We start from the raw sequence: 19,656 nt of genomic DNA on the forward strand, positions 1-19,656 counted from the left end.
ATTCACTAGGCTAGTTTAAGTAACAGGCTCCAACGGGTTGCCTCCTCTGCGCATACGATTGCCCGGCTGGGGGGTGACGAATTTTTAGTGGCTATTTTGGTAAAAAATGAGATGGAAACATTTGAATTGGCAGAAAATATTCTTGAAATAATGAGGCGACCATGGGGAGAGGAAGAAAAGTTTCCGATGATTTCTGTAAGTATGGGGATGGCCACATTTCCAATTGACTCCCTGGAAATTCAAAGAGTGATTCAAATAGCGGATAGAGGTCGGTATCGTGCCAAGGAATTAGGTGGTAATCAATATATGTTGGAGCGGGCCATGTTCTGAAATTTCTCTAAAATTATGCGCTACAGCCCTGTTGCTGATTGCAATAGGGCTATTTTTTTCGGCTGATAAGTCGGGTATTTTTTCTCTTTTTAGACTTCTTCTTGGCAATTACCATTTCAGGTGGTTTAGGCGGCATAATCTTTTCAATTAAGTCATGTACAAATTGTAATTCTGTAAGCAATTCATCTTCAGAGGCAGCCCGAATACGCTGTTCAAGGCGAGGATAGATCATCTGGATAGAGCGATTGATGATGATTTTTTCCATGCCCTGCACATGTTGAAAGACTCGATCGATTACTGACTGGATACCCTGCATTGTTCGATCATGTAAAGAAGGCGATAAATCATCCAAGGACAGCACGCCTTTCAAATTTTTTGCGATATCTCATATTCATATGGAGAATGGTTTGGAAGAGAATCGGCGTTCATCACAGCATGCAGATAGTCGTTTCTTTTTTAATTAATGAATCAAGCTTAACCAAAGATATAAGCCGGACAACGTAATGAAAAGTGTAGGGATCGTGAGAACCATACCTGTTTTGATGTAGGTTTGCCAACTGATCTTGACACCTTTCTGTGCCAATATATGGAGCCATAATAAGGTGGCCAAAGAACCGATGGGAGTCATTTTTGGGCCGAGATCGCAACCGATGATATTGGCATAGACCATGGCGCTTTGCAGGATACCTTTGACATTGGCAGCATGGATAGCCAGTGCGTCAATCATAACTGTAGGTAAATTATTCATGATACTGGAGAGGATAGCGGCGGCAAAACCAGTAAACAATGTGCCGCTGTATAGACCGCCATTTGTCGACCAGCGGAGCAAGTGACCTAAAAAGTAAGTTAGACCTGCGTTTTGTAATCCATAAACAACGACATACATGCCAATGGAAAAAACAACAATAGACCATGGAGCAGAACGAATGGTTTTACGCGGTTCAATTGAATGCGTCTTTGCCCCTGCTATTAAGAAGATCAGCGCAATTGATAAAGCCACAAATGAGACAGGAATATGCAATAAATCGGACAAAACATAACCAATGAATAAGATACTAAGAATAACCCAGGAAGCTTTAAACATTCCTTTGTGGCGTATAGCTACGGCTGCGTCGGGCAAGTCTTCGGGGCGATAGGAAGCTGGGATATCTTTGCGAAAAAATAGATAGAGTACTGTTAGACTGGCTGCAAAGGAGAATAGATCAGGCACGATCATACGCCATGCATAGTGTAGGAAGCCAATTCCAAAATAGTCTGCTGAAACGATATTGACCAAGTTGCTGGTGATAAAAGGCAAAGATGTGGAGTCAGCAATAAAGCCGCTGGCCAAAAGAAAAGGAAGCATTTTTTTTGTATCAAACTTTAGCAGTTTCATTTTTTCTAACACAATAGGAGTTAAAATTAAAGCTGCGCCATCATTGGCAAAAAAAGCTGAAACAATAGCCCCAAGTAAGATAATGAAGAAAAATACCTTGCGTCCATTTCCTCTTGCAGCATGAGCCATTTTCAAGGCAGCCCATTCAAAAAATCCGATTTCGTCAAGAATGACTGAAAAGAGAATAATACCTACGAAGGCAAGAGTAGCATCCCAAACAATTTTTGTGACAGTCCATACATCGCTCAGATGAACGACGTGCAGAAGCAAAGCTAATATCGCTCCGCCAGTTGCACTCCAACCAATTGAAAGTCCCTTTGGTTGCCAAATAACAAAGATTAAAGTGAGAAGAAATACTGAAATGGCTAACCAAGCATAAAGGTTCATTATTAGCACCGCCGTACAATTGAAGTCATGACTACAATTATATCGGGATGGAAACAGGAATAGCAAAGACAATCCACAGCAACTGGCTTTACAATGATTTGGAAAGTTTGACATACCCCCAATTTTCTGGGGGTATTTTAGTGGAAATCAGGGATGGTGGTTATGGTGTTTTGGCGGTTGAATAAATATGAAAAGCGCTATATACAGCGTGACATTTATCAGGGATAGAAAGGATGTATGCAAAATGCCGAGTACCCAGGAGATTTTTGAGAAGATTCATGAGGTTTTGAAAAACGATCCCAGTCGAACTGGCGGGTTAACGGCAATCTATCAGTTCAATCTAACAGGTGAAGATGGCGCGGTTTACCAGATCCATCTCACGCCAACTAGTGCGGAGGTAACTCAAGGAGAAAAGGAACTGGCCAATTGTACACTTGAATTGGCTGCAGACGATTTTAAAGAGATGGTGGAAGGTCGTTTGAATGGGACAGCTGCCTTTATGAGCGGAAAATTGCGAGTAGAGGGTGATCTCGGTTTAGCTATGCGTCTTGAGTCGGTTCTCAGCGCTTACGCTTCCTGATTCAGGTTCATTTCCACAAGTACGGGGAGGCGAAGCGCAGATGCATTTATCCCGGCTGTTGGAACAAAATGTTGAGACTTATGGTGAGTATACGAGCTTGATTTATGAAGGCCAGTCTTTTAGCAATCTCGATCATCTGCGATTGGCGCAAGGTTGGGCACAAGAACTGCACCATCAGGGAGTCGACCGAGGAGATACTGTGCTCGTCAGCATGCCTAACCGCCCCGAAGTTTTCTTTGTATATTCGGCCATTGCAATGCTTGGTGCAATTACAGTTCCTGTAATGCCTCTTTTGCAAGGTGATGAAATCCTTTTCATTGCACGTGACTGCCAACCTAAAGTGATGATTACTTGCGAAATGATGCAGAAGAAATTGGAAAATGTAGCCCAGCAGCTCAATCCACCGCCCAAGGTGCTGGCGGTAGAGCGCCATCAACCAGGAAAACGGGACACGGCGGCTTTTACTTTTCTAGATGAATGTAAGGATGAAGATATTGGGGTCATTTTGTACACTTCTGGAACTACGGGGCAACCGAAAGGCGTGGAATTGACACATAACAATTTAGTAGCCAATGCTCAGGCGGCTGCTGAATTGGCAAAAGACTACGACTTTGGCGGTGCTGAGCATGTAGGTTTACTGATATTGCCGCTTTCCCATGCGTTTGGTTATACAATGATGAATGTTTCCATTCTCCGTGGCGAGCGTAATATCATGTTGCCGCATTTTGATCCGTTACTTGTCCTCCAAGCAATTCAAACCTACCGGGTCACTCATTTTTCTGCTGTTCCAGCCATGTTCCATGCATTACTGCACCACCCTGAACGATCTCGTTTTGATGTAACCTCGCTGGCTCTTTGCATTTCTGGATCTGCACCTTTGCCAGTATCTGAGAGAGAGCAATTTGAGCAAGCTTTTGATTGTGTAATTTTTGAAGGGTATGGCCTTTCGGAAGCGGCGCCCATTGTCACGGCGCCTCGCTTTAACCTTCCTGTTAAACCGGGTTCTGTTGGCTTGCCCTTACCTGGAGTAGAAGTGCGTGTTGTAAATGAACAAGGACAATTTCTTCCCAACGGTGACGTCGGAGAACTTATCGTCAAAGGTCCTAATGTGACTCGTGGTTATCATGGACTTCCGGAAATCACACATGAGACTTTGCGTGACGGTTGGCTTTATACAGGAGACGTTGGATACATGGACAGTGATGGCTATGTGTTTGTGGTTGACCGGAAAAAAGATGTGATTATTCGCGGTGGATTTAATATTTATCCACGCGATTTAGAAGATTTGCTCATTCGTCATCCAGCTGTGCTTGAGGCAGCGGTGATTGGAGTCCCATCAGAGGCTATGGGTGAGGAAGTAATGGCTTTTATTGTGAAAAGGCCCGGAATAGAAATTCATGAAGAAACATTGCTGCAGTATTGCCAGAAACATTTGGCCAAATACAAGACTCCACGTTGGGTGAAATTTATACCGTTTATGCCCAAAAACGTGATCGGCAAAATAGACAGAAAGCGTCTTAAAACGATGTGGTCAAAACAAGATGAGGGTCAAGTCTCCGGTTGAGACATACATTTGACAAGCTAAGCGAGGGGAGTCAACGGTGATATCATTCCGTCCGACTGCAGAAGAGAATCGTTTATTGCAGACTGCTCGTGATTTTGCGCGAGAACAGATTCGGCCACAGGCTCGATTAGCAGAAGAACTGCGTCAGGTTCCACAGCCGCTTCTCCATCAGGCATCAGATCTGGGATTCTTCTTACTGGAGTTGCCGGAGTGGATGGACGGGTTAGAATTCCCTCTAACCACACAAGTACAGGTCTTAGAAGAATTGGCTTATGGAGATTTAGGCATTCTTCAAGGTTTCCCCGGAACAGCAGACGCATCGTCTTTCTTTCGGCTTTTGTCAGAAAACCCGCAAATAAAAAATTCGCAATGTTCTGCGAGTGGATGCGGGTTTGGGTTTTTGGATGCTGTCTCATGGACATCCGAATGGGGACAGTCTTTACGATTAGAGAGAGTAGCACATGGTTATGAATTGAATGGGCACTCTCAACCCATTCGACTGGCTCATCAAGTGGCAGGCATAATAGCCTGTTTTCGTGATGAAGACGGAGAATGGCTGGTGCTTTTGTTGCATCAGTCTGAAACTCCTTGGACAGTCCTAGCTGGAGACATTCGTCTGGGACTTTTAGCTGCAGGCTGTGGGCGTATTTCCTTTGATGCAGTCTGGGTGCCAGAGCATGCTGTTCTTGCTCGTGGTGAAGAGGCTCAGCTTTTAGTGGAACAGGCACTAAGCCGCATTTATATTCGGCAAGCTGCGGCAGAAGTTGGTTTGGCTAAGGCGGCATTAGATTATACGGTGGAATATACGGCACAACGCCAAGCCTTTGGTCAGCCGATTGCTCAGTTTCAGGGTGTTTCTTTTTTGGTTGCAGATATGGAAATGGAACAAAGAGCAGTTCATCACTTGGTTTGGCGGGCAGCTGCAGCAACCGATCTGGGGCAGGAGAATGCTTTTCAGTACGCTCTTGAGGCAATTCTGCGTTCGCATCGCGCAGTGAGTTTTGTCACTAATCATGCTGTACAGTTACTCGGCGGTCATGGATTTGTACAAGAATATCCTGTGGAGAAGTGGATGCGCGACGCCCAAGCACAGGTCATGCTATATGGTTGTGAATCGCAGTTTCTGAATCAACTCGGCGAACGTACTGTCTCAGGACAAAATTATAATCGATCTACTTTGACTGTGAAGTGAAAGTGAGAGGATGACATGATTTCCTTTGAACTGACACCTCAACAAAAACAAGTAAGGGACTTGGTTCATTGGTTTGCGGAATCTGAAATGCGCCCTATTTCTCTTCAAGCAGATGCAGAACATCGCGTGCCTGATGAATGGTTAGTAAAAGTCAATCGCATGGGGATATCACTCAGTACTCCTGGTTCTCAGGCTCACACTCATGAATCCAAAAATGGTGGTTCTAAAACAGAAACACTCGAGCAACGAGAACAGAAGAAACAGTCTAATCGACTAAGTGTCATTGCTGCAGAAGAAGTCGGGTGGGGAGATCCGGCAATAGCGTTGACATTGCCGGGACCGGGTCTTGGAGGACCGCCTATTCTCGCGTCAGGCACGGCAGAACAGAAGCAACGTTTTCTTTCTATCTTTACACCAGATGAGCCTCGTTGGGGAGCGTATGGACTGACTGAACCTGGAGCTGGCTCGGACGTAGCTGGGATACGTACTACTGCACGAAAAGTAGATGGCGGTTATTTGCTCAATGGACAGAAAATTTTTATTACCAATGGGCAAAGAGCATCGTGGGTTGTGGTTTTTGCCACAATTCATCCGGAAATGGGCAGAGCTGGGCATCGTGCGTTTGTGGTCGAAAAAGGTACGCCAGGTTTCAGCAGCCCACGTATTGCCCAAAAGATGGGGATGCGCGCTTCAGAAACAGCAGAACTGTTTTTCGAAGATTGTTTTGTGCCAGATGAGAATCTGCTCGGTGGGGAAGAAGCTTATCAAGCAAGGCAGAATGGCCTGTCTGGGTTTCGGGTTGCCATGGCTACCTTTGACACAACCCGTCCTGTGGTTGCAGCTATGGCTGTAGGTATCGCGCGTGCTGCTTATGAATACACCCTCGATTTTGTACGCCGAGAATATCCTAAAAACGGAAAATCATATACCATGGCATGCGCACAGTTAGCCAATATGCGTCAGGAAATTGATGCAGCTCGTTTATTGACTTGGGAGGCGGCATGGATGGGAGATTTATCTATGCCAAATGCCAAAGAGGCAGCAGTCTGCAAAGCTGTTGCTGGGAAAATGGCCCTCGAAATTTGCGCGGGTTGTCTCAATTTAATGGGACCCATTGGACTGGATGGTCATTTGGTAGAAAAGCTCTATCGTGACGTCAAAGTATACGACATTTTTGAGGGTACGAGTCAAATTCAGCATCTGATTGTAGCTCGTCGTCTTTATGAGCAGGTTGGTCTGCGTATCTAAAAATAAGGGGAGATGAGCGTGGATCAATCAACTATTCAAATTGAACTGAAAGAGAATGGCGTGGCTGTTTGGACACTGAATCATCCTCCTTCCAACACCATCCACGATGAGTTATTGGAAGATTTGCAAAAATGTATAGAAGATGTTTCCAGTCGCCCTGAAGTTCGTGTCATTGTGATTCGCTCTGCGCATCCCAAAATATTTTTGGCTGGAATGGATATCAAAATGATGGTTTCTAAAGGCAGCGAGCAGATAAACCGTCCTGGCAGTATTGCCGTCTCCAGTAGACGCCTACAACAAGTCTTAAAAGAATTAGAACAATTACCCAAACCAGTGATTGCTGCTATTTCCGGACATGCGCTGGGGGGTGGTTGTGAATTGGCTCTTGCTTGTGATTTTCGCATCATGTCTGCTGGCAGTATCGGTCTAACCGAAATCTCTCTCGGTCTTATTCCCGGAGGAGGGGGTACACAGCGATTGGTGCGATTACTCGGGCGCGCTAAAGCGACGGAGCTTATCTTTCTTGGCCGTCGATTGAGTGCCGAAGAGGCAGCAGCATACGGACTTGTGACCAAGACAGTATCACCCGAAACGTTCAATGTAGAGGTGATGACGTTTGCTGATCGACTTGCCAAAGGAGCCATACAGGCAATGGGTTTGGCTAAAGCCTGTTTGCTTGCGGCTGAGGATCGAGAAGGCCATGGGTATACGTTGGAGAGCGAGGCTTTTGAGCAAACCTTTACTACAGGCGAGCCGATGGAAGGACTGGCTGCTTTTTTTAGCAAGCGACCAGCCAATTTTATAGCTTGCTCTGATAGATATCGCCTGCATTCATAAGACAAAGAGGTGGAAGTCATGTCCTCATCTTGGGATCAACTATTAAAAGGAAAAGTTGCCATTGTGACGGGGGCATCGCGCGGATTGGGTCGGCAAGATGCATTAGCGCTTGCAGAAGCTGGGGCTGATGTTGTGGTAACCGATATTCTTGTTGAAGGCGACGCGACTAGTAAAGAGCGAGCCATGCAAATGGGACCGCTGGCACAAGTTATGGAAAGTACCCAAACCGTGTTTACTAAGCAGACGGCTCGTGAGATTGAATCCATGGGCAGAAGAGCGATAGTGGCCAAGATGGATGTCACCAACCGAAATGAGGTCCGTGACGTGATCGACAAAGTATATAGAGAGATGGGGAGGATTGATATTCTTGTAAATAATGCGGGTACGCTCGATCACGTTTCACAAATTGAAAACCAACGCGACGAGTGGTGGGAACGAGATTTACGGGTCAATTTGACGGGGGCGTACAACTGCACAAAAGCGGTCTGGTCCATTATGAAAGAACAGGGCAGCGGTACAATTATCAATATGGCTTCCGTTGCTGGTACGCTCGGGGGATTTGGTCAAGCTAGTTATGCAACGACAAAGGGAGGTTTGCTGAGTTTTACTAAAAGTATGGCTCTGGAAGGTGCACGCCATGGAATTCGCGTCAATGCGATTGTTCCTGGGATTATTGCAACTGAAGCATTTCGAATGGGGAACAGTAAGATGAACGAGCGCATGGTGCAACGCACAGCTTTTAAACGTCCAGGTGATCCGGAAGATGTTTCTAACGCCATTGTCTTTCTTTGCTCGGAAAAAGCAAAATATATTACCGGAATTGGTCTAAACGTTTCGGGGGGGATTGAATTATTCACATTTTAAGTCTGAATCATTATGGTCCACTCAAGAGGTATAGGAGTGAAGGGGGGCAAATCGAATGGCAGGCGCAGCGGTCAAATCATCTCAAGCCAAGAGCAAGGCCAATATCCGTGAGAAGATTGCCAATGAGCGCCAATCCATAACGCCGGCACGACGTTTTCGAGCCGTCAGTAAAACGCTGGTCAAACACGGTATCTTGCATATCTTGAAAGACCGAAGCAGAGACGAAGAAAGCCGATATCGATTGCTTGGCCAGCGATTGCGTTTAGCTTTTCAAGAGTTGGGACCCACGTATATCAAGCTGGGGCAGGTAATGCTGACAAGGCAAGAGCTGTTACCGGATGCTCTGACAAGGGAGTTAGAACCGCTTTTGGCTGAAGTGCCGCCCATTGATTTTGCTTATATGGAAGTCGTTTTGGATGAATCCATGCCAAACTGGCGCGATGAATTTGACTTTATTCATCCCGTGCCCATTGGTTCTGCTTCTCTGGCCCAAGTGTATCAAGCCTATTTGCAAGATGGTCGGAGAGCAGCAGTCAAAATCGTACGTCCTTTAGCCAGAAAGTTATTTTCAGCAGATATAGCGGCTATTCGTAAACTGGTTGGGAGATTGCAACGATTTTTCCCCGTTGAGTTACGTGAAACGCTAGATGTTAAGGGACTTCTTCAGGACTACTACAGCAGCTCGATGAACGAATTGGATATGCGGCTAGAGGCTGAAGCGATGAATCAACAGAGACAATATTGTGACGAATTTGCTACCTTGCACATTCCTCAGGTTTACTGTGTAACACCTCAAGTTCTGGTGATGGAATACATTGACGGTTGGAATCTCAAAGATTTTCCAGTCGATTTTCTGACTTTTGAAGAGCGACTAGAAAGAATGGCCGATCTCGCTCATTACTATGTAAAAATGTTTCTCAAAGGTTTTTACCACGCCGATCCACACGGTTCTAACATCATGATTGAGCGGACAACGAAACGAGCAGTCATTCTCGATTGGGGTATGACGGGACGGATGGACACATTGCATACAGAAGCCATTTTCCGTATGCTCCTGCATATTCGCGTCAATCAAGCAGAAGATGCTGCTGAGTCAGCCCTCGATATTTATGAACCCACCATTTACACACATCCTGTTCAATTGAAAGATCAATTGCGCAGTCTCTTCATTCACTACACAGACAGCCATCAAGGAAGTCATTACAATTGGGGCAATCTTCTCTTTCGTACCATCATGATTGCCCTGAAAAATCACTGTCGTATTCCTACCGGTCTTGCTCTTTGGGCCAAAGGATTTTCTGCGGCTGAAGGGAATGCGCGGTGGCTTTGTCCGGAAATATCATTCCACGATTTAGTGGAAACAGCAGATGTACAAATTGTTCGGGACTGGATGAGTCGACGTCTCAATTATCATACCAATGCAGCACTTTTGACGGAAACTGCTAAATTGGCGACAACGTTTCCACGACGTTTGAACAAAATTCTCGAGCATCTGGAATGGAATAAATTACAATTCACGATAGACGCTCAACTTTCGCAAGTGGCTCAGCGCAATCTTTCACGCCTTACCAACCGTGTCGCATTTGCTTTTCTTGCAGGTATTCTTTTTTTAGGAGGAGCTATTTTAATCACGTCTCGAGGTGGAAATTTTGAGTTTTCTTTGATGGCGCATCGAATTGGCATGATAGCTCTCTCAGCAAGCGCTCTTTTTATACTAGGTGTCATTTGGAACGCACTGCGGGCGCGTCTTTGACTTGGGCGAAAAGTTACGTTGGAGGTGGTGGATATGTCAGTATCTTCACGAGAGCAAGAACAACTTAGTTTAGAATCTCGTATTCAGGCGTTTTATCGTCAAAGCGGAGGACCAGGAAATCCACAGATTCAAAAGATTCTTCAAAATCATTTGCTTTATGGGAAAGACCATGGTCGTTCAGGATATCGTGAAACGTTGGAAGACGCTTTTATCGATGCGGTGAGTAAAGATCATTCCATGTTGTTGCTCTTTCAGCGTCTGATATCTTGGCGGCAAAAACGTTCAGTTCAACGTACGCTGAGCACGGAATGGCAACAATCGCTTTTCCAAGTGCAGCAGGAAGTAAGACAGTTGCGAGAGCAAATCTCCCAATTAGAGCAAACTGTGTTACAAAATTTATCATCCGACGATGCACAAACTCGTTCAGCGGATCAGGCCTTCTCGAAGTGATTTGGCAACAGCGGCAGTACGATTTTTCACTTTGAGTTTGCGGAGTATAGAAGTGATATGTTCTGAAACAGTGTATTCGCTGATGTGTAGTTGCTCAGCGGTATGTTTCGTGTCAAGACCATCTGCCAACAGATAAAGAACGTCCAACTCTCTTTCCGTCAAAGCGAAACTGTGGTTAGGAATTCGTTCTTGATCTTGGTGGAGATGAGATGAGAGTGCAAATGAAACTCTGTCGAGCATCCCTTTTACCAATTCAAGCTGACTGGGTACGTGCGGGAATCTTTGTCCATTGTGATCGAGCAAAAGTACTCCTAAAGTTTCGGATGCAGGCCCTCGTACAGGACAGATAAGCAATGAAGTTAAGTGAAAAGATTGCACATGTTGAACAGGTAGCAGATTTGAGACATCTTCAAGAAAAACAGGTCTGTCCAGTTGCAAAAGCCGGTTAAGCAGAGGTACACGGTAACCGTTTTCACGAATTCGACGGATAACATCTAGTTCGACGTGATGCCCAAATAATCCCTCAACAGATTGATTTAAAGGGTTATAAAGAAAAAGGGCACTGCGTTTAAAACCAGCCAGTTGGCAACTGTCTGTCACTAACGTCTGAAAGACCTCATGAACGTCATGCGTTAGAAATAGATGTTCATCAAAGAGCAAAAGTTTCTGTACTTCTACAGCCAACATGGTTCTATGCATACGGGAAGACTGGTGATGGGTTGGGAATTGTTGCTTCTCATCGAGCGCTTGGTCAGAAGATGCCTCAATAAACATTTGCATCAGGTTGACACAATAAACATGTAACCAGTGATAGACGGTTTCAAAATCTTCAGCTGGTAAATGTGAGCGGGCGATGGATAGTATCATTTCTTCAAAATCCGAGAGTACAAGCAGAATTGCCGCAGTAGAGTTACCCAATGCTGTTTTGCGAAAACAATGCAAAGTCTCATCAATAGCACGGGCTTCGTCAGCAGTGACGAGTTGCAAGTGAGTCAATAAGTATAGAAGCGCAGTGCGCGCGCCTTCGCGAGTTTTGCTGTCCCATTGGCCACCAGCTGCTGTCATGGCCTCCCAAGTAGAGAGAAGCTGTGCGCGGTTTTTCTCAACAGCTTGCAATAGCTGTTTCAGGCATCGGTTTGGCAAGGCGGGAACAGGACGTTGATAGGATAGACGACCAGGTGTGGTGAGTTTGGGGAAGGACTCTATAGACATCTGTGCACCCCCGCGAAATGGTGATCTATCTTTATATCTGTATCCTACAGGATTGAAGGAGGAAAGGAAATTGAGAATTTATCAGACAGTTACAAAAAAAGGGTTAGATCATGCCAGTTTGCCCATGCGTCTTTATCATAAAGCCAAAAAAATCGGGATTTGGGATCCGCGTGACATTGACATGGAAAAGGATCGGGAAGATTGGTTAACTTTTAGTGAATCGGAACAACGAGTCATTCTTCGTCTTTGTACGCTCTTTCAGGCGGGAGAAGAAGCTGTGACACGAGATTTATTGCCGCTCATTCGAGCCATTTCACTCGAAGGACGTTTGGAAGAAGAAATGTATTTGACCACTTTTCTCTGGGAGGAAGCTAAACACACAGAGGTATTTAGACGTTTTTTTGATGATATTGCAAGGGTTCGAGAAGATTTTTCCGAGCAAATTGGCCCGAGCTATGAAGCCATCTTTAGCAAGTACCTTCCCGAATCCATGGAACGCCTTATTCATGATCCATCACCTGCCGCCCAAGCAGAAGCGTCAGTGACCTATAATATGGTGGTAGAAGGTATTCTGGCTGAAACTGGTTATTACGCATTCCATAATATACTAGAAAAAAATAGGAAAATGCCCGGCTTGCTTCGTGCCATTGTTTATTTGCAAAAGGATGAGTCACGTCATATTGGCTATGGTACTTATTTGCTTTCTCGTCTGATTGCTGAAGATGATCGAATATGGGATGTTATACAAACGCGTATTCAATTACTCGTTCCTTTTGCAGTGGGAGTGGTTAACGAATTGTTCAGTGATAGAGAGACTGAATCTGCCCATGCAGGTGTGGAACCGCCTTTTCCGCTGGACAAGAATGATTATATACAATATGCCATGTCACAATTTCAACGACGGATGAATGTACTCCAGCGTGCGCGTGGCCAATCTCCAGATGAAATTTATCAACTTTCAGAGGCTACCGTTGGAATTGAGGAGTAAAATGACTTTATTGCTGTGGATGCTAGATAAACTTCAACAAACACATGGCTAGAGTGGGGGAAATGGAATGGATCCTTCTATCTGCATGGAAACCGTAAAAGATTTAACCACAAATGGACTAGGGGTTGATCCCGATGCAGAGGCACTGGTATATGAGAGACCTAGTATAAACTCCTTGGTACCAGGACTTTTTTGTACAGGGAGATTAAGTGCCGCACGTGTGCTCCTCCGTATGCCAAGTCCCGATCTTTGGAATGGGAAGTTAATGATAGGGGCAACACCGGCGGTTCGAAATGAATATTCACTTGATTTATTGCTCAGCGATATCGTCATTCAAAGAGGATATGCCTATGCAGCTTGCGATAAAGGTACGCCACAACTTACTTTGCGCGATCCCAGCCGTTCTATGGAAGAATGGACAGATATCTATGCCCAGTTAACAGATTGGGCTGCCTCGCATGTGGAAAGTTATTATGGATCAAAAGCTCAATATATCTATATTTCTGGAGTAAGTAATGGTGGATATATTACGCGAAGAATGATGGAATTGTATCCTCATCGTTATCATGGTGGTGTAGAGTGGGAAGGAGTCTTATGGCATACTCGCCAACGGCACTTGCTGACCACTTTACCTGTTATGGTTCAATCTTATCCTATCTATCGTAATTGGCGTGGAGATTATTCGACAGCGGAACGTGCAAGTGCTTTTGAAAATTTAATCGAGATGGGTCTACATCCTGATTCGGAACCCTTTTGGGATGTATATTATCGAGTCTATTGGCTTGTTTCACTTTGGCTCTATGGTAGAAATTTAGATCCAGATTGGAAGCCGTTTGCAGCCGAATGGTCAAAGGATTGGCTAGAAAATCCGCAATTTTTGGCTGACTATCCATGGTTGGAACGACTCCCTTTTTTTAATGAAAGAATTAAGCGTATAGAAAATAACGGTCAAATCACTAAGCCCTTGCTTTCAGTAGCTGGAAACTATGATTGTCTCATCCCTTTTCGAGATCATGCAGAAGCTTATGCCAAATTGGTCGAGTCAGCAGGGGCAAGTACCTATCATCGTTTGTATGAGATTGATCGCGGGAATCATGTGGACGGTCTTTTACGCTCTCATCGCGGAAAACAGCAACCTGTGCTACCTTACTATGAAGCTGCGCTGATGCACATGGAGCGTTGGGTAGAAAAAGGATTTTCTCCCCCGCAATCAGGAAAATATGAAAAAATTGAAGATTTTGCGGGGGATATAGCGCTGTTTTCAAAGTCGAGCAGCGATAGCAGTGACTAACTTTTAAGTAATTTCAATATGTGCAGTGAGGAGTTATAAAAAAGAAGGAAAGTCAGCACGTCTTTTGCAAATATTCTATAATCGCTGTTGTTACTTCTTCGGTTGTTGCTTTTCCATGTAGATCTGGGGTCTTGATTCCAGATTGCAAAGTGAATTCAATGGCTTCTAATAATAGAGTTCCCATTTCTTCGTATCCAAGAAAATCTAGCATGAGTTTGCCCGTCCATATTTGTCCTAAAGGATTGGCTATACCTTGTCCAGCAATGTCAGGTGCAGAACCATGGACGGGTTCAAACATGGATGGGTATTTACGATCCACGTTAAGATTGGCAGCTGGTGCAATACCAATACTCCCCATGATAGCCGCCCCTACATCGGTGAGAATGTCTCCAAATAAATTGGAGGCCACAATCACATCCAAATCATGTGGACGAGTAATCAAGAAAGCGGTCAGGGCATCTATATGCTGACTGGAAGTGGTAACCTGCGGATAATCTGTGCTGACTTCTCGAAAGACCTCGTCCCAAAAGGGCATACTATGCGAAATTCCATTTGATTTTGTAGCACTCGTGACTTGGTTGCGACGTTTTTTGGCTTGTTCGAAAGCGTAACGCATTGCCCGTTCTGTAGCCTTTCTAGTAAAAACTGCGTTTTGAACGACAATTTCATCCTCACCTTTTTTCATACGTCCGCCGATCTCGGTATATTCTCCTTCGCTGTTTTCACGAATGACAACGAGATCGAAATCAGCAGGATGAAGTAATGGTGAGCGGAGTCCCTTTAGTAAGCGAGCTGGCCGTAAATTGATAGATTGTTCCAATTCACGACGTATACGAATCAGTAATCCCCAAAGAGAAATATGGTCGGGTACAAGATTGGGCATACCCACAGCGCCTAGGAATATTTGATCAAATGAGCGCAAAATGTCGATACCTTCAGAAGGCATCATCATGCCGTGTTGTAAGTAATATTGACAACTCCAAGGAAAAGATGTCCATTCCCATTGTATTCCACCATGAATTTCAGCTACGACATCAAGTATACGCATGGCAGCAGGTACGACTTCATTACCAATTCCATCGCCAGGAATGGCAGCTATAGCATATTTTTCCATTTTTAATTCCACCTCGCTGGATTCTTATCTATTTTCATTTATCTTGCCTGAATATGACGCTCTCATGTTGGGATTGACTTGGATGTATGGCCATATTGGTTTCTGAATGTTTGAGCGGCTGACGTTTTTTAGCTAAATAAAGAAGGAAAAAGGCAAACAGTGCTAAACCAATATTACTTTCGTAAACAGCACGAAAACCAAGGGTTTGAGCAATCGTACCACCGAGTAGGCTACCCGCCACACTGCCGATATTGTTGGTGTTGCTAAAAAGAGTCGTGGCCGATCCTGCGGATTCGGGCATGAAATCTTGAAAATAACTCATACCCGTACTGGAAATGATTGCAATAAATATAGCGCAGAATACTTGTAAGATAAGCATTTGCCAGGCGGCATCGGTAAAGATGACACCTGTATAATAGAGAATTCCACAAATGATACCAAACAACAGAATTTTACGTTTTTCTATTTTTTCTGAAACCGCACTGAGACCGATCATAATAGGAATTTCCAATCCTGCACTTAGGCTGAACACCCATCCCACCACATGTTCTTGCGCTCCAATGGTTCGCGTGACAAATAACGGCATATACATTCCATTCACACTAGATGCTGTAGAGGCAAAGACAAAAGCGATGCTGGAATAAAAAATTTCTCGACGTTGTAAATTTTTCCACAGTGTAGACGATTCGATTTTAGGGATTTGTGTGTGCTGGCGCCTTTGCAAAGATAGTAAAGCAACTCCGAAAATCAAAAAGTAAATCAAAGAAGTAGACATAAATAGTCCATTATAACCAAGCAGGCTGAGTCCCCAGGCACCAAACAGTGGGCCAACCACCCAAGCAAATGAGAAAAATGCGCGGAGTGAGGCGATAGTTCGTGCCGGATGGGAAGTGGAGGATGCTATGGCCGATTCTCTTGCGTAAGCGAAAAGTTGAGGAAACGCTGCTGCACCCATACCTAACAGAAAAGTAGTAAAGATGAGTAATTGTATATAATTATGCATAAATAAAAAGCAGGCATAACCGCATCCAGCAGCTAGACAAGACAAAAGAATAATAAATTTCTTCGGCGTACCGGTGTCCGATTTTTTTCCGAGCCAAGTACTGGCTATAATACCGCCTATGCCGTTGGTACACATAAACGCACCCAATTCTACGGGCGAAGTGTGAATTTGATTTGTCAGATACAACGATAGGTAAGGTCGAGTTACAGCTAAACCTACTCCTACTAGAGTAATGGAAAAGACGAGAGCAAAATAGCCGGGCATTTGATTTGTACGAAATGTTCCGTGAAAACTAAAAGATGGCAAGCGAAAAATCCTCCACTGAGGCCGAAAGGCCATTGATAGAATTTGAGTTACTTTCGGAAGCGGTATCGGTACGACGTTGGCAATGGACGTCTTTAATATGCTTATGCAAGCGTTGAATAGGATATTTGCTTCTGATTTTTTCTACTAAGTTTATCATTTTTACTTCAATAAAATGCGAAGTTCTTATTTTTGAAAAAATTTTTTTAATAAGCAGGAATCTGAAAGCAAAAAAAGAATACAATGCATTAACGAAAGCGGTTTTGTAATCATCGTTCCAGACTTGAAGTACAAAGGACGCTGTCTATGACAACTATTTACGACATTGCCAAACGAGCTGGAGTTTCACCGACTACGGTATCTAAAGTTTTGAATGGATACCCAGATGTCAGTCTCAAAACGCGCGGCAAAGTTCAACGCATTATGAGCGAATTAGGCTATCAGCCAAGCGCAGCTGCGCGTAGTTTAGCTACCAATCGTTCTATGACTGTCGGCGTATTTTTTCAAGATCATGTCAATAGTGGATTGCGCCATCCGTTCTTGCATGATGTTCTTGCTAGTTTTAAAGATGTAGTAGGTGGTAAAGGCTATGATCTTTTATTGTTTTCAGATGCTGAGCGGGAAAATTTCCCGAGTGGTTTTGAAGCGCGGGCAAAACATAGAGATGTTGATGGATTGCTCTTGGTTGGTGTGCCGCGGACTGATCCAGGGTTAGTCGCGTTGGCTCGCAGTCGTATACCAGTGGTTTCAATAGATTTAGATCTTATTGGTTCGCGAGCCAGTTATCTCATGTCAGACAATCTGGGTGGTACGCGAGCAGCGATGTCCTTTCTATTAAACAATGGTCATCGAAAAATTGCTTTTATTGGTGATCGGCTGGGCACGAAACCTGGCCATGATCGGATGTTAGGATATCAACAATCGTTGCAAGAATTAGATTTACCCTTCCGGTCGGAATGGATGCTGGACGGGGATTTTACAGAAGTCTCAGGTTATGAGGCTATGAAAAAACTTTTGCAGGTTTCTGAATTGCCTACGGCTGTTTTTTGTGCTTCCGACATGATGGCGATTGGAGCTTTTCGAGCTTTGCAGGAAGTTGGAAAGAAACCTGGACAGGACATATCTGTTATGGGTTTTGATGATATTGAGCTTGCCCGATATGTCACTCCAAGTTTGACAACGGTTCGTCAAAACAAGGAAGAGATGGGACGTTTGGCGGCTTTCGAGTTGTTGGAATTAATGGCTCGTGAGGATAAACCACCTACAGTTATCACTGTAGATACAGAAATTGTAGTTCGAGAAAGTGTTTGCTCTATTTCTTAGTTGTTTTCGATTCTGCATTTCACTTTCCAAACATAATTGTAAGCGGTTTCTTGTTGTGCTTGGAGGAGGTGGTGTGTGGTATATAACATGTTTTTATTTTCGAAAGCGGTTTTGATGAAAAATAAGGGGGTTCATCGTTGAACAGCAAATGGAAAACAGGCGTCGTTGTTGGAACGGTTGCACTTACCGTGGCTGCACTGGCTGGGTGTGGCAATGCAACCAACGGATCGGCTAGTCATAGCACCTCGGTCTCTGCGAGCTCAGGCCAAGGAAAACCGTTAACGGTTGTTCCTGCGCCATACGGAAGTTTTCAAGACAATTTTAATCCCTTCCAATACCAAACTACAGCTAATCCTGGAACTTTTGGCATGATTTATGAACCGTTATTCTATTACAGTTTGGTCAGTTCAAATGTCTATAGTTTGCTTGGTAAAAGCATGTCGTGGAGCAATGGAGATACAACATTGACTGTCCAACTCAATACAGACGCTAAATGGTCAGATGGACAGCCCTTCACCTCTAAAGATGTGGTGTTTACGTTTGATTTGTTGAAAAAATATCCAGCTATTGATACTTCCGGTGTCTGGACTGAGTTGCGCAGCGTCAAAGCAGAAGGGGCTGGAACCGTTGTGTTTCAGTTCAAAAAGCCGGATGTGCCATTTGCCATGTATGTCGTACAAGAGCCTATTGTACCTGAACATATCTGGTCGAAGGTCGGGAATCCATCCAAATATTTGAACAGTAATCCAGTAGGAACTGGGCCCTATGTTTTGGCGAGTTTCTCTCCCCAAGAATACACCTTAAAAGCCAACGACAATTATTACGGAGGAAAACCGCCTGTGCCAGAGGTAATTTTCCCATCATACAGCAGTAACGATAGTGCTAATCTGGCGTTGGCCCAAGGTCAAGTAGACTGGGGAGGACAATTTATTAACAATATTCAACAAGTATACGCCTCCAAGAGTCCATACAACAAGTATTGGTTCCCGCCTAATAACGTAGTCAATTTGGTTCCTAATTTGACAAACTCACTGCTTGGTCAAAAAGTAGTACGTGAGGCTATCAGTATGGCGATTGACCGTAACGCGCTCGCTCAAAAAGGCGAATACGGGTATGTTCAGGTGGCTAGTCCAACAACTATTTTGCCTACCAGTTCAAGTTGGATAGATCCCAATTTGCCGGCTAAGGATTTGAAATTTACGTATAATCCAAGTGCTGCAGAGCAACTGCTGGAGAGTCACGGTTATAAGAAAGTCAATGGTGTGATGGAAGCTCCCAATGGTCAACCTTTATCTTTCAATTTGGCTGTTGTATCTGGTTGGACGGACTGGGATGAAGACGCTCAATTGATTGAACAGGATTTGCAACAGATTGGCATACGGGTCAATGTTCAGCAAATGCAATATGCTGGGTATGAAGCAGCACTCCAGGGACATAGTTTTGATTTGGCTATTGCATCGTCTGGCGGCGGACCCAATCCTTACTATATTGATGAGGATGTCTATCAGTCGCATGGCAGCTTAAATTATGAACAATGGGACAATGCGGCAACTGATCAGGCATTTTCTGATTTTGAATCTACCACAAACTTGGCTCAACAAAAACAGGCTATGTATAAAGTGGAGAAAATTGTCGCTGAAAATTTACCGACTATCCCACTGTTCTATGGTGGTACTTGGTACGAATACAGTACCAAAAATTATACAGGTTGGCCGAGTGCGAGCAATCCATATGTTTCACCAGCTCCATGGTCATGGCCGGCAGCAGAGATTGTCCTTATGCATCTAAAACCAAGAAGTTGAATGGATTGAGCCAAACGGCGGCGATGCAGTCCATCTGCTC

General features: G+C 44.4%; 18 protein-coding genes and 1 pseudogene. 14 read left to right on the forward strand and 5 right to left on the reverse strand.

Annotation, left to right across the window (positions count from 1 at the left end; all coding sequences use genetic code 11):
- Positions 1 to 27: 27 nt before the first annotated feature.
- Positions 28 to 330: pseudogene (locus tag BUA75_RS06910) on the forward strand (diguanylate cyclase); the annotation flags it as partial.
- Between the two features lie 49 nt (positions 331 to 379).
- Here the strand turns inward: BUA75_RS06910 and BUA75_RS06915 are convergent.
- Together BUA75_RS06915 and BUA75_RS06920 are read right to left on the reverse strand one after the other, a co-directional pair.
- Positions 380 to 682 (reverse strand): hypothetical protein, encoded by a 303-nt coding sequence (locus tag BUA75_RS06915; RefSeq protein ID WP_165611968.1) that lies wholly within the window; start codon positions 680 to 682, stop codon positions 380 to 382.
- Between the two features lie 108 nt (positions 683 to 790).
- Positions 791 to 2,092: an arsenic transporter gene (locus BUA75_RS06920; protein WP_072873878.1), complete on the reverse strand. Its 1,302-nt coding sequence runs from the start codon at positions 2,090 to 2,092 to the stop codon at positions 791 to 793.
- 47 nt (positions 2,093 to 2,139) lie between these two features.
- On the opposite strand from BUA75_RS06920, the gene BUA75_RS16075 reads away from it, so the two are divergent.
- From BUA75_RS16075 to BUA75_RS06960, 9 genes are read left to right on the forward strand one after another with little or no spacing between them, the layout of a single operon-like run.
- Positions 2,140 to 2,277 carry a hypothetical protein gene (locus tag BUA75_RS16075; RefSeq protein ID WP_207549722.1) on the forward strand — a complete coding sequence of 46 codons (138 nt, stop codon included), beginning with the start codon at positions 2,140 to 2,142 and terminating at the stop codon, positions 2,275 to 2,277.
- 59 nt (positions 2,278 to 2,336) lie between these two features.
- Positions 2,337 to 2,672 carry an SCP2 sterol-binding domain-containing protein gene (locus tag BUA75_RS06925; RefSeq protein ID WP_072873879.1) on the forward strand — a complete coding sequence of 112 codons (336 nt, stop codon included), beginning with the start codon at positions 2,337 to 2,339 and terminating at the stop codon, positions 2,670 to 2,672.
- Between the two features lie 40 nt (positions 2,673 to 2,712).
- Entirely contained in the window at positions 2,713 to 4,236 is a 1,524-nt protein-coding gene (locus BUA75_RS06930; RefSeq protein ID WP_072873880.1) for a class I adenylate-forming enzyme family protein, read from the forward strand.
- Between the two features lie 37 nt (positions 4,237 to 4,273).
- Positions 4,274 to 5,428, forward strand: a complete 1,155-nt coding sequence (locus BUA75_RS06935; RefSeq protein ID WP_072873881.1) for an acyl-CoA dehydrogenase family protein — start codon at positions 4,274 to 4,276, stop codon at positions 5,426 to 5,428.
- 15 nt (positions 5,429 to 5,443) lie between these two features.
- Positions 5,444 to 6,676 (forward strand): acyl-CoA dehydrogenase family protein, encoded by a 1,233-nt coding sequence (locus BUA75_RS06940; protein WP_072873882.1) that lies wholly within the window; start codon positions 5,444 to 5,446, stop codon positions 6,674 to 6,676.
- 18 nt (positions 6,677 to 6,694) lie between these two features.
- A complete protein-coding gene (locus tag BUA75_RS06945; protein ID WP_129583550.1) occupies positions 6,695 to 7,513 on the forward strand; it encodes an enoyl-CoA hydratase/isomerase family protein in 819 nt (272 codons plus the stop codon).
- 18 nt (positions 7,514 to 7,531) lie between these two features.
- A complete protein-coding gene (locus tag BUA75_RS06950; protein ID WP_072873884.1) occupies positions 7,532 to 8,377 on the forward strand; it encodes an SDR family NAD(P)-dependent oxidoreductase in 846 nt (281 codons plus the stop codon).
- Positions 8,378 to 8,432: 55 nt separating this feature from the next.
- Positions 8,433 to 10,130, forward strand: a complete 1,698-nt coding sequence (locus BUA75_RS06955; protein WP_072873885.1) for an ABC1 kinase family protein — start codon at positions 8,433 to 8,435, stop codon at positions 10,128 to 10,130.
- Positions 10,131 to 10,163: 33 nt separating this feature from the next.
- Positions 10,164 to 10,580 carry a hypothetical protein gene (locus BUA75_RS06960; protein WP_072873886.1) on the forward strand — a complete coding sequence of 139 codons (417 nt, stop codon included), beginning with the start codon at positions 10,164 to 10,166 and terminating at the stop codon, positions 10,578 to 10,580.
- On the opposite strand, the gene BUA75_RS06965 is transcribed toward BUA75_RS06960, so the two are convergent.
- Complete coding sequence (locus BUA75_RS06965; protein ID WP_072873887.1) at positions 10,554 to 11,792, reverse strand: LuxR C-terminal-related transcriptional regulator; 1,239 nt, start codon at positions 11,790 to 11,792, stop codon at positions 10,554 to 10,556. The genes BUA75_RS06960 and BUA75_RS06965 overlap by 27 nt on opposite strands.
- A 70-nt stretch (positions 11,793 to 11,862) precedes the next feature.
- On the opposite strand from BUA75_RS06965, the gene BUA75_RS06970 reads away from it, so the two are divergent.
- Together BUA75_RS06970 and BUA75_RS06975 are read left to right on the forward strand one after the other, a co-directional pair.
- Entirely contained in the window at positions 11,863 to 12,780 is a 918-nt protein-coding gene (locus BUA75_RS06970) for a R2-like ligand-binding oxidase (RefSeq protein ID WP_072873888.1), read from the forward strand.
- Positions 12,781 to 12,865: 85 nt separating this feature from the next.
- Positions 12,866 to 14,071, forward strand: coding sequence for an alpha/beta hydrolase domain-containing protein (locus tag BUA75_RS06975; RefSeq protein WP_242650265.1), 1,206 nt, complete (start codon positions 12,866 to 12,868; stop codon positions 14,069 to 14,071).
- A gap of 52 nt (positions 14,072 to 14,123) precedes the next feature.
- Here the strand turns inward: BUA75_RS06975 and BUA75_RS06980 are convergent, their stop codons facing one another.
- Together BUA75_RS06980 and BUA75_RS06985 are read right to left on the reverse strand one after the other, a co-directional pair.
- Entirely contained in the window at positions 14,124 to 15,185 is a 1,062-nt protein-coding gene (locus tag BUA75_RS06980) for a tartrate dehydrogenase (protein WP_072873890.1), read from the reverse strand.
- Between the two features lie 34 nt (positions 15,186 to 15,219).
- On the reverse strand, positions 15,220 to 16,494 hold the full coding sequence (locus tag BUA75_RS06985; RefSeq protein WP_072873891.1) for a sugar efflux transporter: 1,275 nt from the start codon (positions 16,492 to 16,494) through the stop codon (positions 15,220 to 15,222).
- A gap of 303 nt (positions 16,495 to 16,797) precedes the next feature.
- Here BUA75_RS06985 and BUA75_RS06990 point away from each other — a divergent pair, with 303 nt between their 5' ends.
- Both BUA75_RS06990 and BUA75_RS06995 read left to right on the forward strand, forming a co-directional pair.
- Positions 16,798 to 17,814: a LacI family DNA-binding transcriptional regulator gene (locus BUA75_RS06990; RefSeq protein ID WP_072873892.1), complete on the forward strand. Its 1,017-nt coding sequence runs from the start codon at positions 16,798 to 16,800 to the stop codon at positions 17,812 to 17,814.
- 137 nt (positions 17,815 to 17,951) lie between these two features.
- Complete coding sequence (locus BUA75_RS06995; protein ID WP_072873893.1) at positions 17,952 to 19,616, forward strand: ABC transporter substrate-binding protein; 1,665 nt, start codon at positions 17,952 to 17,954, stop codon at positions 19,614 to 19,616.
- The last annotated feature ends 40 nt before the right edge of the window (positions 19,617 to 19,656 follow it).

The organism is Alicyclobacillus tolerans (assembly GCF_900142255.1).
Lineage (GTDB): Bacteria > Bacillota > Bacilli > Alicyclobacillales > Alicyclobacillaceae > Alicyclobacillus_I > Alicyclobacillus_I tolerans.